This is a genomic window from Demequina sp. NBRC 110055 (assembly GCF_002090135.1).
In the GTDB taxonomy this organism is placed as follows: Bacteria; Actinomycetota; Actinomycetes; order Actinomycetales; family Demequinaceae; genus Demequina.
This window is the reverse complement of record NZ_BBRL01000004.1, coordinates 1220503-1235884: the sequence shown is the minus strand read 5'-3', so window position 1 is coordinate 1235884 and position 15382 is coordinate 1220503. Positions and strand designations below refer to the sequence as shown.

Annotated in this window: 8 protein-coding genes; 3 read left to right on the top strand and 5 right to left on the bottom strand. The window is 68.0% G+C overall.

Features of this window, described 5'->3' with window-relative positions:
• Positions 1-3 precede the first annotated feature (3 nt).
• The 5 genes from B7K24_RS05700 to B7K24_RS05680 form a co-directional block, all read right to left on the bottom strand.
• Positions 4-3396 (bottom strand): glycosyl hydrolase 53 family protein, encoded by a 3393-nt coding sequence (locus B7K24_RS05700; protein ID WP_144268140.1) that lies wholly within the window; start codon positions 3394-3396, stop codon positions 4-6.
• A gap of 209 nt (positions 3397-3605) precedes the next feature.
• Entirely contained in the window at positions 3606-4496 is an 891-nt protein-coding gene (locus B7K24_RS05695) for a sugar ABC transporter permease (RefSeq protein WP_084129134.1), read from the bottom strand.
• A gap of 2 nt (positions 4497-4498) precedes the next feature.
• Positions 4499-6106: an ABC transporter permease subunit gene (locus B7K24_RS05690; protein WP_084129133.1), complete on the bottom strand. Its 1608-nt coding sequence runs from the start codon at positions 6104-6106 to the stop codon at positions 4499-4501.
• A 95-nt stretch (positions 6107-6201) separates the two neighbouring features.
• Positions 6202-7476, bottom strand: coding sequence for an extracellular solute-binding protein (locus B7K24_RS05685; protein WP_084129132.1), 1275 nt, complete (start codon positions 7474-7476; stop codon positions 6202-6204).
• A gap of 159 nt (positions 7477-7635) precedes the next feature.
• Entirely contained in the window at positions 7636-9657 is a 2022-nt protein-coding gene (locus B7K24_RS05680; RefSeq protein ID WP_084129131.1) for a beta-galactosidase, read from the bottom strand.
• Between the two features lie 293 nt (positions 9658-9950).
• Between B7K24_RS05680 and B7K24_RS05675 the strand changes: the two genes are divergently transcribed.
• From B7K24_RS05675 to glgB, 3 genes are all read left to right on the top strand, one after another.
• Positions 9951-10982, top strand: coding sequence for a LacI family DNA-binding transcriptional regulator (locus tag B7K24_RS05675; protein WP_084129130.1), 1032 nt, complete (start codon positions 9951-9953; stop codon positions 10980-10982).
• Positions 10983-11114: 132 nt separating this feature from the next.
• A complete protein-coding gene (locus tag B7K24_RS05670) occupies positions 11115-13115 on the top strand; it encodes an alpha-1,4-glucan--maltose-1-phosphate maltosyltransferase (RefSeq protein WP_084129129.1) in 2001 nt (666 codons plus the stop codon).
• Between the two features lie 44 nt (positions 13116-13159).
• Positions 13160-15331, top strand: a complete 2172-nt coding sequence (gene glgB, locus B7K24_RS05665; protein ID WP_084129128.1) for a 1,4-alpha-glucan branching protein GlgB — start codon at positions 13160-13162, stop codon at positions 15329-15331.
• Positions 15332-15382 lie beyond the last annotated feature (51 nt).

Here is a 15382-nt window from a genome sequence, read left to right as displayed (position 1 = left end):
GGGTTACGGGGTCGCAGCGCAGGCCGAGTGGTTCAGGACGAACTCCTCGATGCTCCGCGCATCATCGGCGGCTCCGATGAACCCGAAGGTCAGCTTCTTGCCGGGTCGTATCACCGAGTTCCACGGCATCGCTTCCACGGTGACGTCGCCGCCACTTTGCTGCTCGGTTCCGCTCCACAGGTTCGTGATCGTCTCGCCGCCCGCGAAGCTCCACGAGAGGTCCCAGCCGTCGATATTCTCGTCCGAGACGTTGGCGATCCATACCTGAGCGTTGAAGCCGCCGGGCCAGCGTCCATTGACCTTGTACGAGATCTCACAGATCGGCTCGGCGTCATACGCGAGCGTGGTGGTCGCGAAGGCGAGATCGTGCACCGCAGACTCGACCTGGTCCTGGGTGGAGCGCTGCGACACCATCAGGAGGGCTCCACGCTCGGCTGCCAGGTCGAGGCGCGCGAGGCTGTCCTCGGTGTAGGCCGCGCGGTCCACGTCGGCCGCCGCCGCCAGCGCCTCGGCGAGCACGCCGGTGTCGCCAACCGACTGCTCGACGCGCACCAGCCTCACGTCGTCGACGTACGACCAGTCACCGGGGACGAGGTCCGCCGAGACCCACACGTCGGCCGTGGACGGCTCGGCGAGGGTGAACGTCACGCTCGCCTCGTCGTGGTCGGGCCAGCCCGGCAGCGCGAGGGTGTCGGTGTGCGTGGAGGTGCCATCCCAGGCACCCAGTTCGTAGGTCGTGTCCGAGGCGCCGTCGGCGCCGCCGCCCGCCGAGCGCGCGCTGAGCGCATAGGTACCCGCGGGAAGCGTCGCGGTGCTCTGCTTCGCTGAGATCCAGAAGCCGGAGGCGGCGGCACCGTTGGACCAGCCGTTGAGGGCGTAGGAGCCTTCGAGGTCGCCATAGGCCGCGACCCACGCGGTACCGTCGTCGGCGCTAGGCCAGGTGTCACCGGCCTCGATGACCCACGGCGACGGGTCGTCGACGCCTGCCTCGAAGCCGCCGTTGACGATCCAGTTGCGGGCCGTCACCGTGACGGTCGCGGTGGCGGGCCAACCGTTCTCACTCTCGCCGTACACGGTGTACTCGCCGGGTCCGTCGATGAGGTCCAGCACGTCGTGCCATGTCACCGCTTCGATGCTCGTCGAGTCGTCGTACGCCACCACCGTGACGGTCGCGGGCAGGCCGATCTCGTCGCCGTCGACGACGCTCACGGTGACGGGCCGCACGGAAGGATCGGGAATGGAGCTGTCACCCTCGGTGAGGCCGTCGACCGCGTCGGCGAGCGCCGCCGTGGCGGCGTCCGCCGAGGCCTGGCTGGGCTCGGGTGAGCCCAGAATGAGGTCCGCACGGTCGAGCCCGCGGCGCACGGCGAGGGCCGAGACGGCGGTGTAACCGTCGAGATCGATCGCGGCCGCCTGCTCGGCGGCCTCGGAAAGCGCGGCGGTGTCGACCGGCTCGCTGTCGACCACCTCGGCGAGAATCACCTCGTCCACGGTGCCCCACGCGCCCGCGGCGGCGTCAACGGCGATGGAAACCACCGCGGTGCCGTCGGCGGCGACGCTCAGCGGCGCCGTGGTGGGGTTCTGCCAGTTCGTCCAGGCGTCGAGCGTGGCCGTCGCGGACACGGTTGAGATCCCCGATGAGGCGGAGATGACGACCTGGTCGCCGGCGCGTCCCTGCGCCTGCGCGGACATCCGGTATTGGCCCGGCGCGAGGCCGGAGACGGTCTGCTGGACCGTGAACTTCACCGGGTTGGCGCTGTAGAAGTGGAGCGAGCGCTTCGAGTTGTCGTAGGGATCGTCGGCGGCGGAGATGGTGTAGCCGTTGCCGCTTCCGGTCCACGGCGCGACCCCGTCCTCAAAGCCACCGTTAACCACCACGTTGGTGCCGGCGCCGCCCTCGGGAAGCACCGTGACCGTGGCGGTGGCATCGACACCCGCTGAGGTGACGCCGCGCACGGTGTAGGTGCCGGGACCTTGGATCCAGCCGTCGCGGTAGGTCCAGGTCACGTCCTGGGTCTCGGTGACGCCATCGGTGTAGCGCACCTTGACGGACGAGGGAAGGGTGATGGTGTCGCCGTCCGCGACGGAGAGTTCGGGCGCGATGACGCCGTCGAGCTCGCGCGGACCCACGGTGCCGTTGACGGCGTACTGGTAGACGTTGAGCGACTCGAGGGGCGTACCGTCGAACGCGAACATGGCCTGGTTGTCCCAGGCCGAGCCGCCGTAGTACTCGTCGTGGATGTACTCGTAGGAGGCTGAGGTCGCCCAGCCGGAACCGTACTGCTCCCACAGCACGGCGTTGGCGTCAACCTGGTCGGCCGGACCCACGGGCAGCCATGCGGGCTCCCAGTAGAACGTGCCGATGCCTCGACCCTCGTCGACGTTCGCGACTGCCTGCATCACATCACGGACCGCGAGCGCCTGCCCCTGCACGGACGTGGAGTACTGGTCATAGTCGCTATAGATCACGTTCGTGTGACCGTCGCCGTCCTCGAGCGTGTGCGCCCACGAGACCTCGGCGACGGCGACCTCCTTGTCGAAGGTGGTCGCCACCTCCGACAGAGTGCTCGTCAGGTTCTCGAGCGTGCCGTGCCAGTACGGGTAGTACGAGCTGAGGAACACGTCGTAGTCGACGCCGTTGTCCGCGAGCCGCTGCGCATAGCCGGGGTAGGCGCCGCGCTCGGGGTTCGTGAAGTGCACCGCAACCTTCGCGTCCGGGTACACCTCACGCACTGCGGTCGAACCGGCCTGGAAGATCTGCGACGTGTCGGACCAGGAAGAGTTCGAGGTGGTGCCGGCGATCTGGCCACCGGTGGTCTCGTTTCCCACCTGCACCATGCCGACGTCGACTCCCGCGTCCGCCATCTGCGTGAGGGTCGCGGCGGTGTAGTCGTGGACGTCGGTCACGATCTCGTCGAGCGTGTCCCCCGACCACGCCTTGGGAAGGATCTGCTGGCCCGGGTGGGCCCAGAAGTCCGAGTAATGGAAGTTCACGAGCACCTGCATGCCCGCATCGGTGGCGCGCTCGGCGATCTCGGTGGCCCGGTCGGCGTCGACGTTTCCGGCGCCATAGCCCTGGCCCTCGGCGTTGTAGGGGTCGTTCCACACGCGCACGCGCACCCAGTTCACGCCGTGGTCGGCGAGAATCTCGAAGAGGTCTCCTGGGTCACCGGCGTCGTCGCGGAACACCACGCCGGACTCCTCGAGCGACAGCACCGAGGAGACGTCGACGCCGTTGATCCAGTCCTCCCCCATCCCTTCGACCTTGGGGACGGTGATGCCCGCCTCGGCGGGTTGGTCGGCGGCCAGCGCCGCGCTGGACGTTCCCGCGGCGGTGAGGGCGCCCATCACGGCTACCGCCGTGACCGCTCCCAGTCGTGATCGCAACTGTGCCATCGCGTTGTCCTTTCGATCCACATTGACCTGAGGTACTGCCATGGTGCGCCGGGCGGCGCGGAGGCGCCTACGGCGCCGAGGGGTACTCGGCGGCGTCGCGTGACGCCGCCGTCCCGCCTGGGGCGCACACATACCTTCTCACCGGTGGGACCGGTCCCAACGGTGAGAAGGCTGCGAAACGCTCGTGCGGAAGGAGCATCGGCCCGGGGTTATCCCTTGACCGAGCCCGCGGTGAGGCCGCCCACGATGTACTTCTGGAGCGACAAGAAGATGATGAGCACCGGGATCGACGCGATCACCGCGCCGGCGGAGAACAGTCCCCAGTTGGCGCTGAGCTGGTTCGACACCCACTGGTACATGCCGACCGCGAGGGTCCATTGATCCTGAGAGACCAGCACGATCTTGGCGAGGATGAAGTCGCCGAAGGCCGAGATGAAGGCCAGCAAGCCCACCACGGCGAGGATGGGGGTCACGAGCGGCATGATGAGCTTCCAGAAGATCTGCGCATGGGTGGCGCCGTCGACCTTCGCGGACTCGTCGATGTCCTGCGGGATGGTGTTGAAGAAGCCGTACATGAGGAACGTGTTGGCCCCCAGCGCCCCGCCCAGGTACACGCAGATCAGGGCGATCTTCGAGTTGATGCCGAGGGCGGGGATCACGTTTCCCAGCGCCGTCAGCAGGAGGAAGACGGACACGAAGGCGACCGTCTGCGGGAACATCTGCACGATCAGCAGGGTGGTCAGTCCCCCGCGGCGGCCCTTGAAGCGGAAGCGCGAGAAGGCGTAGGCCGCGCAGGCGCCCATGAGGACGGCGCCCAGGGCCGAGGCCCCGCCGACGATCAGCGTGTTCCACACCCACGTCCAGTACGAGGTGTCGGACAGTGCTGCGTAGTTGCTGAACGACAGGTCGGAAAACAGTGCGCTCGTGGAGGACAGGGTGCCCGACGACGACAGCGATGCCGACAAGACGTAGACCAGCGGGAAGGCCGCGTAGAAGATGATGATCGCGGCGACGGGATACTTCCAGCCGACCTCTGCCCACCACCGCGAGCGGCGGCTGGGGTTGCGGCGGGCGGGTGCCTGGGCGGTGATCTCACTCATGGCTAGATCTCCTCGAGCTTGCGGGTCTGGCGGAAGGCGATCGCCGAGATAATGCCGACGACGATGAACACGATGATGGACAGCGCGGAGGCGAGACCGTAGTCAGCGGATCCGCCGGAGACGCCCGAGATGTTGTAGATCGCGGAGATGAGGATGTCCGTCGAGCCCAACCCGGAGGTGCCGGGGAAGGGTGGCCCACCCTCGGTCAGCATGTAGATGATCGTGAAGTTGTTGAAGTTGAACGCGAATGAGGAGATCGCGAGAGGCGCGGTCGACACCATCAGCAGCGGCAGCGTGATGGAGCGGAACTGGCGCCACCGGCCCGCGCCGTCCATGCGCGAGGCCTCCATGGTCTCGCTAGGAAGCGCCTGCAGCGCGCCGGTGCAGACCAGGAACCAATAGGGGTAGCTGAGCCAGAGGTTGACCCACAGGATCGCGAGCTTGGCCAGCAGGGGGTCGCCGAGCCAGTTGATGTCGGCGCCGAAGAAGAACCAGTCGTTGATGATGCCGAACTCGCGGTTGAGCATGCCTCGCCACAGCAGGGCCGACATGAACGCGGGGAAGGCGTAGGGGAGGATGAACACGGTGCGCATCCACTTGCGGCCACGGATGCGGTCGTCGTTGTAGATGAGGGCGAAGAGCAGGCCGAGGCCGAAGCTCGTGAGCACCGTCAGGACCGCGAAGGCGAAGGTCCACAGGGTGACCTTCAGGAGCGGGCCCGCGAGGTTCTGGTCGGTGACGGCGCGCACGAAGTTGTCGAAGCCGACGGTCACGGACCAGCCGGTGGGAAGGCGCGAACCGTCATCGGCGACGAAGTTGCCGGTCTCCTGGTCCGCGTAGTAGACGGTGCCCGTTTCCTTGTCGGTGAAGGTCTGAGCCTCGTCATCCCATTCGATGGACGACTGGTAGACGGCGCCGGACGAGCCATCGCGGGTGCGCATCGACCCGTCTTCCGCCTCGTCGGAGACCGGGACGCGCAGGTCGATGACCGCCTGCTGCAGGTCCTGGTCGGAGAACAGTTCGTTTTGGGAGACGACCTCCCAGCCGGGCACCTCGGTGGCGCGTCCGTTGGCGTCCACGACGGCGCCGCCGACGGGCTCGAGAACGTCATCCTCGGTGCCGACCGAGACGATGCCGTCCTGGGTGACGGCGAAGCCGAGCGTGTCGCCGTCGCGGACGATGCTGAGCGGCACGGTGGGCGTGCCGTCGACGCGGCGCTCGTTTTGGATCAGCGTGGCCTCGACGGCCTGCTGCTGCGACCCGGCGTGCCCGGTGCCGTAGTTCGTGAACGCGACGTAGCCGGTGTAGGCCAGCGTAAACAGTTGGAAGATGGCCAGGAAGACCAGGCCGGGATACAGGTACTTCAGCGGCAGGGTGCGCTTGGCGAAGTAGATGATGTCGGCGGCGACGATGAGGACGATCGACAGCGTCAGGATCGCCCAGGCCTCGGCGTTCCATGCCGACATGATGATGGTGAGCGCCAGCGCGTTCACCAACGCCATCAGCAGCAGCTTGGCGATGAACCCTCCGCCGAGTCCGCTCCAGCGCCGGGCGTGCGACTCCTTCGGAGCCTGAGGCTCCTTCACCGCGACCGCGTCATCGTGGGCCATTGTCTCTCCTGCTGTGTCGTCGTTGTCAGTGCCGGGCGCGCCCGGCGGGGAGAGGGAGGACGAGCCGGCGAGCCGACCCGTCCTCCCTTCGGACCTTAGCCGATGGCGGCCTCGAGCTCCGAGACCATCGAGTCCCAGGTACCGGCGGGGTCATCCGCGGTGCCCGTGATGAGCTGGATCTCGGCGGCGTTCCAGAAGTCCCACACGTCACCCATCTGCGGGATCGACGGCATCGGCACGCCCTGCGACGCAGAGGCGACGAAGCCGGCGGTGATGGGGTCGGACGAGAACTCCTCGGCCAGCGCGGTCAGCGCAGGCAGGCGAGGGTCGGCCTCGTACAGGGCGCGCTGGGCGTCCTCAGTGGCCATGTAGTTGGTGAGGAACTGGTTGGCCAGCAGCGTGTTCTCCGACTGCGAGGACACGTAGAAGCCCTGCACACCCACGAACGGGGCGGCGGTCTCGCCACCGGCGGAGACCATGGGCGAGACGACCAGGTTCATCGAGTCGTCGTCGAAGAACGGCATCCAGGGACCCTGGAGGATGAACGGCGACTCACCATCGGCGAACAGCTGGTTCGAGGTGTCGTAGTCGATGGTGTCCGAGAAGTAACCGGTACCGGCCGAGCCGTTGTCGTACAGGAACTGCGCGAAGGCCTGGCCGGCCTCGCCGCCCATGCCGACCTCGGCGGTGTACGAGCCCGACTCGTCCTGGACGAACACGGGGGCGCCGAACGAGGTCTGCAGCGGGTACGCACTGTAGCCGTCACCGGAGGTGCCGTTCGTGAACAGGATGAACGGGCGGTCCTCGAAGCCGGCCTCCTCGGACATCGCGATCATCTCGTCCCACGTGGTGGGGGCGGTGTCACCGACGAGGTCGGCGTTCTGGATGAGCGCGATGGCCTCGGTCGCGTAGGGCAGGCCGTACAGCTGGCCGTCGTACGTGAAGGCGTCGATGGCGACCTGCTCGAAGTCGTCCGCGGTCTCGCCGAGGTCGACCGTGTTGACCACACCGGCCTCCACGAGCGCGCCGGCCCAGTCGTGAGCGCCGACGGTGATGTCGGGGCCCTCGCCGGTGGGGACCTGGGCGATGAAGTCGTTGCGCAGGTCCTCGAAGTTCTTCTGGACGATCTCGACGGTCGCGCCGGTCTCGGCCTCGAACGTGTCGGCGACGGTCTGGATGGCGCCCTCACGCTCGGCGTCGGTCCAGATGGTCAGGGTCTGACCCGAGGCGTCGATCGCCTCCGAGGTCTCCGAGGCCGTGGCGGTCGGCTCGGTGCTGGCGGTCTCCGCGGGCTCGGGGTCCGAGCTGCACGCGGCCAGGAGCGCAGCGGTCGCGACGAACGCGGCTCCCATTCCGATCTGCTTGCGCATGATGTTTCCTTCCGAAGTGGGGGTCGTCATCCGCCTCTGCTTCGAGGCGCCTGAGGTGACGACCGTTGTGCTCACGAGCGGCACCGTGCCGCTCGCTGATGGTGCTGGTCCGGGGTGTCGTGCCGTGACGACTGCGTCACGGCACGGTGGAGGTGGCGATCAGGCACCACCCCCCGGGTTCTCCCTCGCGACGCGGACGACGGCGACGTCGCCGGCCGGGAGGTGGAGGTGTCCCTCGATCTCGGCACCGTCCAGCAGGTTGGTGCCCGTGATCGACAGGCTGGTGTCCGTCTCGCGGTGGTTGACCGCGATGACGAAGTCGTGGGTGGCGCCGCGGCGGGTCATGGTCTCGAGCCCCTCGGGGCCGCCGGAGAGCACGACGCCCGCGTCGGCGTAGACCTGGTCCGTCACGGCCTTGAGCGCCTCGACGCCGAAGCGCGTGCCGACGTACCAGGCGACTCCGTTGCCGTGGGTGTGGCGAGTGACGGCGGCAAGGCCAGCGCCGGGGCCGCCCGCAAAGGTGCCGCGCACCTCGGCGCCCGCGAGCGCGATGTCCTCGGCCCAGGCATCCGTGGGTAGCTGCGTGCCGTCGAACTCGACCGCGCAGGTCTCGCCCTCACGCAGTGGCAGGAACTCCTCGACCGTGAGGCCCAGGGCGTCCTTGAGGGGCGCGCCGAAACCGCCCTCATGCACGGCGTCGTTCTCGTTCACGATGGCGGAGAAGGCGCCGACCAGCAGCGTGCCGCCCTGGGCCACGTAGGCGGTGAGGTTCTCGCCGGCCCGTGCCGTGAGGAGGTACGAGGTGGGTGCCACCACGAGTCGGTACGCGGAGAGGTCCGCCTCTGGGTGCACAAAGTCGACAGCGACGTTATCGCGCCACAGGCGCTCGTAGTAGGCGCGCATGCGCTCGCGGAACTGCATGTCGTCGCTGGGGCGCCACTCGAGGTCGTGCGCCCACAGCGACTCCCAGTCGTACAGGACAGCGACGTCGGCCACGACGCGCGAGCCGCGCAGCTCCGCGATGTCTTTGAGGTCCTGACCCAGCTGCGTCACCTCGCGGAAGACCCGCGAGTCCTTGCCCGCGTGGGGAAGCATGGCCGAGTGGAACTTCTCGGCTCCCGAGCGCGAAGCCCGCCACTGGAAGAACAGGATGCCGTCCGCGCCGCGGCCCACGTGGGTCAACGCGTTGCGACGCTCCTCGCCGGGGCGTTTGGCGATGTTGCGGCCCTGCCAGTTCACGGCTGAGCTCGAGTGCTCCATGAGGATCCAGGGGTTGCCGCCGCCCACCGAGCGGGTGAGGTCGGCGGACAGCGCCAGCCCCACGTGAGCGTCGGGGTCGGGCGACCACAGGTAGTGGTCATCGGAGACGACGTCGACCTCCCGGGCCCACTTCCACAGGTCCGTGTTCCACGACTGGTGAGCCATGAAGTTGGTGGTCACCGGCTTGTCGGAGTACTGGCGGATCGCGTCGCGCTCGATGCGGAAGCACTCGCGCAGCTGGTCGTCCGTGAAGCGGGCCCAGTCGAGCTTCATCGCAGGGTTCGCGATCGTGGGAGTCGCCGCGGGGGCCACCACGTGCTCCCAGTCGCCGTAACGCTGACCCCAGAACGCGGTACCCCAGGCGGCGTTGAGAGCCTCGAGGGTCCCGTACCTGCCCTGCAGCCACAGGCGCCAGGCAGCCACCGAGCGGGGGCCGAAGTCCTCGCCCACCGGCACGCCGTACTCGTTGTGGACGTGCCACATGACCACGGCGGGGTGATCCGCGTAGTGGCGCGCAAGCTCGGCCGCCATCCGGGCGATGGCCTCGCGGTACTCGGTCGACGCGTGGGAGGCCATGCCCCGCGAACCGAAGCCCATCACGGTGCCGTCCCTCGTCACGACCCGCGACTCGGGGTACATGTGGAAGAACCACGCCGGCGGAGACACCGACGGGGTGCCAAGGTCGACCGCGATGCCATTGGCGTGCAACAGGTCGAGCAGGTCATCCATCCAGGAGAAGTCGTACAGCCCCTCCTTGGGCTCAAGCATCGCCCACGAGAAGATGCCAACGGAGACCAGGTTGACGCCCGCCTCGCGCATCAACGCGACGTCCTCGTTCCACACCTCGCGCGACCACTGCTCGGGGTTGTAATCCCCGCCGTAGGCCAGGCCTTCGAGAGCGGGCCAGGAAGACTGCGTCATGACACTCCATTGGATCGAGCGGCGCGCGGCCGCAATACGTGCTGGTCACTCTTGGTCGGGGACTGTGACCGGTCCCAGTCTGACTCCTTGCCGACGGTTTGGCAATCTGGCGGTGCGATCGTGATGAAACCGTGACGCATCTGTGATGCGCGCGCTCATCGCGATGGAACCGTTTACATTTTTACCCGGCCGCCACCGGCCTTGCGACCGCTCGTCAGGTTTGTAATCCAACTGTAACCGCTTGCATATGGTGCTGGCGCACAGGCGTCTCACGCGCGCTAGGCTCATGAATCGTGGAACAGACCGAGGGAGCTGCTGCACGCCTGGCGCGCCGCAAACCGACCATCCGCGACGTCGCGGCGCAGGCCGGCGTGTCACGCGGCACAGTGTCGCGCGTGATCAACGGCGGGCACTGGGTGTCGCCCGAGGCTCGCGCGAAGGTCGAACAGGCCATCGAGGCCACCGGCTACTACGCCAACACTCACGCCCGCTCGCTCGCGACGGGGCGTTCGGATTCCGTCGCCTTCCTGTTGACCGAGCCCCAGCACCTGCTGTTCGCCGACCCCACGTTCGCCCTGCTACTGCGGGGAGCAGCCGAGGCACTCGCGGCGCGCCACAAGACGCTCGTGCTCCTCGTCGCCGGCACGGCCGAGGAGCGCGAGAACGTCGCGCACTTCGTCGGCGCCGGGCACGTCGATGGGGTCCTCTTGATCTCCTCGCACGCGCAGGACCCCCTGTTGGAGACGCTCATCGCGACCGGGATCCCCACCGTCGCGTGTGGCATTCCCCTGGGGCACCAAGGGCAGATTCCGACCGTCTCGGTCGACGAAGCCGGCTCGGCTCGCACGGCCACGGAGCACCTCATCGCCGCCGGCCATCGCCGCATTGCCATGATTGCGGGCCCCGAAGACACTCCTGGTGGACGCTTCCGCGTGGACGGATATCGCGATGCCATGAGCGACCGGTTCGACGCGGCGCTAGTCGAGCGCGGCGATTTCTCCCTGGAGTCCGGGGCCGAGGCCATGGAACGACTGCTCGCCACCGATCCCTCGATCGATGCCGTGTTTGCCGCCTCCGACCGCATGGCGGCCGGCGCGATCGCCACGCTGCGCAAGGCGGGCCGGCGGGTTCCTCAGGACGTGGCTGTGGTCGGCTTCGACGACTCGGGATTCGCCGAGTCCTTCGACCCCCCGCTCACCACCATGCACCAGCCCTTCGACGAGATTTCCGCGCATATGGTGCGACTCCTGCTCGACACCGTGGCCGGGCGCGAGCCGGATTCCGTGACGCTCCCCGCCACCCTGGTGCGCCGCGCCAGCGCCTAGGTGACGTCCCTGACCACCCCGCGCCGGCATCGGCCGACTTCCATCGTTGGAAGCGTCCACCAGGGCGCAACCCTGGGACGACCCACCCCGTGGCGGGTATCCCCGGCGCCCGAACACCGGTAGGTTCGCTCTATGGCCTTCCCAGGTGAATTGTCAGTTGGACGGATCCCGGTCGTGGGCGTGAGCCCCGCCCTCGAAGAAGGCCGATGGCCCGCGAAGGCGGTCGTCGGCGAGGCCGTCCCCATCACCGCCACCATCTTTCGTGAGGGTCACGACGCCGAGGGCGCGACCATCGTCGTCACCCGGCCTGACGGCAAGCGTGACGTCCGGCCGATGCCCCTGAAGGACTTCGGCAACTCGCTGTACGAGGGCGTGTACATCCCGTATCTGGAGGGCATGCACACCTTCCGAGTCGAGGCGTGGTCGAGCCCGTACACGACCTGGGCTCACGCTGCCGAGGTCAAGGTGGCGGCCGGCGTCGATGTGCAACTGATGCTGGACGAGGGCGTCGAGGTGCTCACCCGAGCGCTGACGGAGGTCCGCCGCAAGGCAGCCCGTAAGGACCTCCTCGCCGCGGCCATCGCCGCGCTCCAGAACCGCGAGCTGACGCCCGCACAGCGACTCGCGCCCGCTCTCGACGATGCGGTACGGGACGAGCTCACGGAACGCCCGCTGCGCGACTGGGTCAGCCCGTCGCGGGAGTACCCCCTGCTGGTGCAGCGCGAGAAGGCGCTGGTCTCGGCGTGGTACGAGATCTTCCCGCGTTCCGAGGGGGCGCGCTACAACGCCAAGACGGACGTGTGGAAGTCGGGAACCTTCACGACCGCCGCCAAGCGTCTGCCGGATATCGCGGCGATGGGTTTCGACGTGGTCTACCTCACCCCCATCCACCCCATCGGACTGACGCACCGCAAGGGGCGCAACAACTCGCTGACCGCGGAGCCGACCGACCCAGGTAGCCCCTACGCGATCGGCGCCGCCGAGGGTGGCCACGACGCGATCCACCCCGACCTGGGCACCATGCGTCAGTTCAAGAACTTCGTGAAGGCGGCGGCCGACAACGGGCTCGAGGTCGCGCTCGACCTCGCCCTGCAGTGCTCCCCCGACCACCCGTGGGTCACCGAACACCCCGAGTGGTTCACCACCCGGCTCGACGGCACCATCGCCTACGCGGAGAACCCTCCCAAGAAGTATCAGGACATCTACCCCCTGAACTTCGACAATGACCCCGAGGGCATCTACCAGGCCGTTCGCGACGTCCTCCAGGTATGGATCGACGCCGGCGTCACGCTCTTCAGGGTCGACAACCCCCACACCAAGCCGCTGACGTTTTGGGAACGACTGCTCGCCGACGTCGCTCGTCGCCACCCCGACGTCATCTTCCTCGCCGAGGCGTTCACGCGGCCCGCAATGATGCATACGCTGGCGAAGATCGGGTTCCACCAGTCCTATACGTACTTCACGTGGCGACCCACCGCGGAGGAGATGGCCGAGTACCTCGAGGAGGTCTCTGGCGAGGGCTCGTTCTATATGCGCCCCAACTTCTGGCCCACCACGCACGACATCCTGACGCCTGACATGCAGGCCGGCGGCGCGCCGCTGTATCAGGCACGCGCCGTGCTCGCCGGCACCGGATCGCCCTCCTATGGCATCTACACCGGCTACGAGTTGGTCGAGAACGTGCCGCGACCCGGCGTCGAGGAACAGATCGACAACGAGAAGTACGAGTTCAAGCACCGCGACTGGTCCCAGGCGGACGCGTACGGCGTCCGCGAGGTCATCACGCGCGTCAATGCCGCGCGCAACAGGCACGTCGCGCTGCGACGCCTACGCGGGCTGACGGTGCATGAAAGCTCCAACCCGTTCATCCTGTGCTACTCGCGGCATGTGCCGGCCAACCAGTCGCCGACGGGCAAGCCCGACACGGTCATCGTCGCCGTCAGCTTCGAGCCGCACGTCGCGCACGACGCGATCATCCGGCTGGATATGGAGGCCATCGGCCTGACCGACGACGCCCGCATCGTCGTCGACGACGCGCTGACGGACGAGACCTTCACCTGGGGCCGCGAGTTCTACGTCAGACTCGACCCGGCCGTGACGATGGCGCATGTGGCGGAAGTGAGGACCCCATGAGCGTTGTTGTCCCTCACCACACGACGAACGGAAGGCGGTGAACCGTGGCTGACCGAGGAATCGACACGGTCGTGCTCAAGGAGATCGCGGCGGGAACGCATCACGAACCCCACGCGGTGCTGGGCCCCCACGTGCACGACGCGGGGGTTTCGATCCGCGTGCTGCGCCCGCTGGCGCGCGCGGTGAGCATCGAGACTCTCGAGGGCACCTTCGACGCCATCCACGAGGCCGATGGCGTATGGCGCACCGAAGTTCCCGGCGAGGAGACTCCCGACTACCGGGTGCACGTCACCTACGACGACACGACACTGACGCAGGACGACCCCTACCGCTTCCTGCCCACGCTCGGCGAGCTCGACCTCCACCTGATCCGCGAGGGACGCCACGAGCGCCTATGGGACGTCCTGGGCGCCAACGTGCGCCGCTACCCATCCGTGCTCGGGGATGTCGAGGGAGTGTCCTTTGCCGTGTGGGCACCGAATGCTCGCGCGGTGCGCGTCGTCGGCGATTTCAACTACTGGAACGGCACGGCGCACGCGATGCGCTCGCTCGGCTCCTCGGGCGTCTGGGAGCTCTTCGTGCCGGGCACCTCCGCCGGCACCATTTACAAGTTCGAGATCCTCGGCAAGGACGGCACGTGGCGCCAGAAGGCCGACCCGATGGCGCGCGCCACCGAGGTGCCGCCGCAGACCGCATCCATCGTCGCCGAGTCGTCCTACTCATGGAGCGATGACGACTGGATGATCCGACGCGCCCAGTCCGAGGCGCACCGCGCGCCCATGAGCGTCTATGAGGTCCACCTGGGCTCGTGGCGCCAGGGCTTGGGCTACCGCGAGATGGCCGACCAGCTCGTCGAGTACGTGACGCGCATGGGCTTCACCCACGTGGAGTTCATGCCCGTCATGGAGCACCCCTTCGGCGGGTCGTGGGGCTACCAGGTGACGTCCTACTACGCCCCCACCTCTCGCTTCGGTTCGCCCGACGAGCTGCGCCACCTCGTGGACACGCTCCACCGCCACGGCATCGGCGTCCTGCTCGACTGGGTCCCGGGCCACTTCCCCAAGGACGAATGGGCGCTGGGCCGCTTTGACGGCACCCCGCTGTACGAGCACCCGGACCCGCTGCGCGGCGAACAGCCCGACTGGGGTACCTTCATCTTCGACTTCGGACGCCCCGAGGTGCGCAACTTCCTGGTCGCCAACGCGGTGTACTGGCTCGAGGAGTTTCACGCCGACGGCCTGCGCGTCGACGCCGTTGCGTCGATGCTCTACCTCGACTACTCGCGCCGTGCCGGTCAGTGGCGCCCCAACATCCACGGCGGCCGCGAGAACCTCGACGCCATCGCGTTCTTGCAAGAGGCCAACGCCACCGCCTACCGCACCAATCCCGGCATCGTCATGATCGCCGAGGAGTCCACCGCGTGGCCGGGCGTCACCGCGCCCACGACAGGCGGCGGCCTAGGCTTCGGCCTGAAGTGGAACATGGGCTGGATGAACGACACCCTGCGCTACCTCGGCGAGGAGCCGATCAACCGCCACTACCACCACCACACGCTGACGTTCTCGCTCATGTACGCCTTCTCGGAGCAGTTCATGCTGCCCCTCAGCCACGACGAGGTAGTGCACGGCAAGGGCTCGCTGGTGCAGCGTATGCCGGGCGATCACTGGCAGAAGCTCGCCGGGGTCAGGGCGCTCCTGGCCTACCAGTGGGCTCATCCCGGTAAGCAGCTCATCTTCATGGGCGCGGAGATCGGCCAAGAGGCCGAATGGTCCGAGGGTCGTTCCCTCGACTGGTGGCACCTCGACGACCCGCTCAACCAGGGTGTGCAGGACCTCGTGCGCGACCTCAACGGGCTCTACAAGGTGACGCCCGCGCTGTGGGAACGTGACACGGACCCCCAGGGCTTCACATGGATCGACGCGGACGACTCCGGTCGCAACACCATCTCGTTCCTGCGGTGGGACTCCCGCGGGGAGCCCGTGGCCGTGGTCGTGAACTTCTCGGGCAGCGCCCACGAGGGCTACCGCCTGGGCCTGCCCGCCGGCGGCGCGTGGGACGAGGTGCTCAACACGGACTCGGAGCTCTATGGCGGCTCCGGCGTGGGCAACCTTGGCCGCGTTCAGGCCGAACCGATTGCCGCCGGATCGCAGGACCACAGCGCCATCGTGCGCCTGCCGGCGCTCGGCGCCGTGTTCCTGCGCCCGCATCGCGACTAGACGCGACAACGCCCCCGCGCCGGGCGGCCCCGGGGTATCGGGACTGCCTGG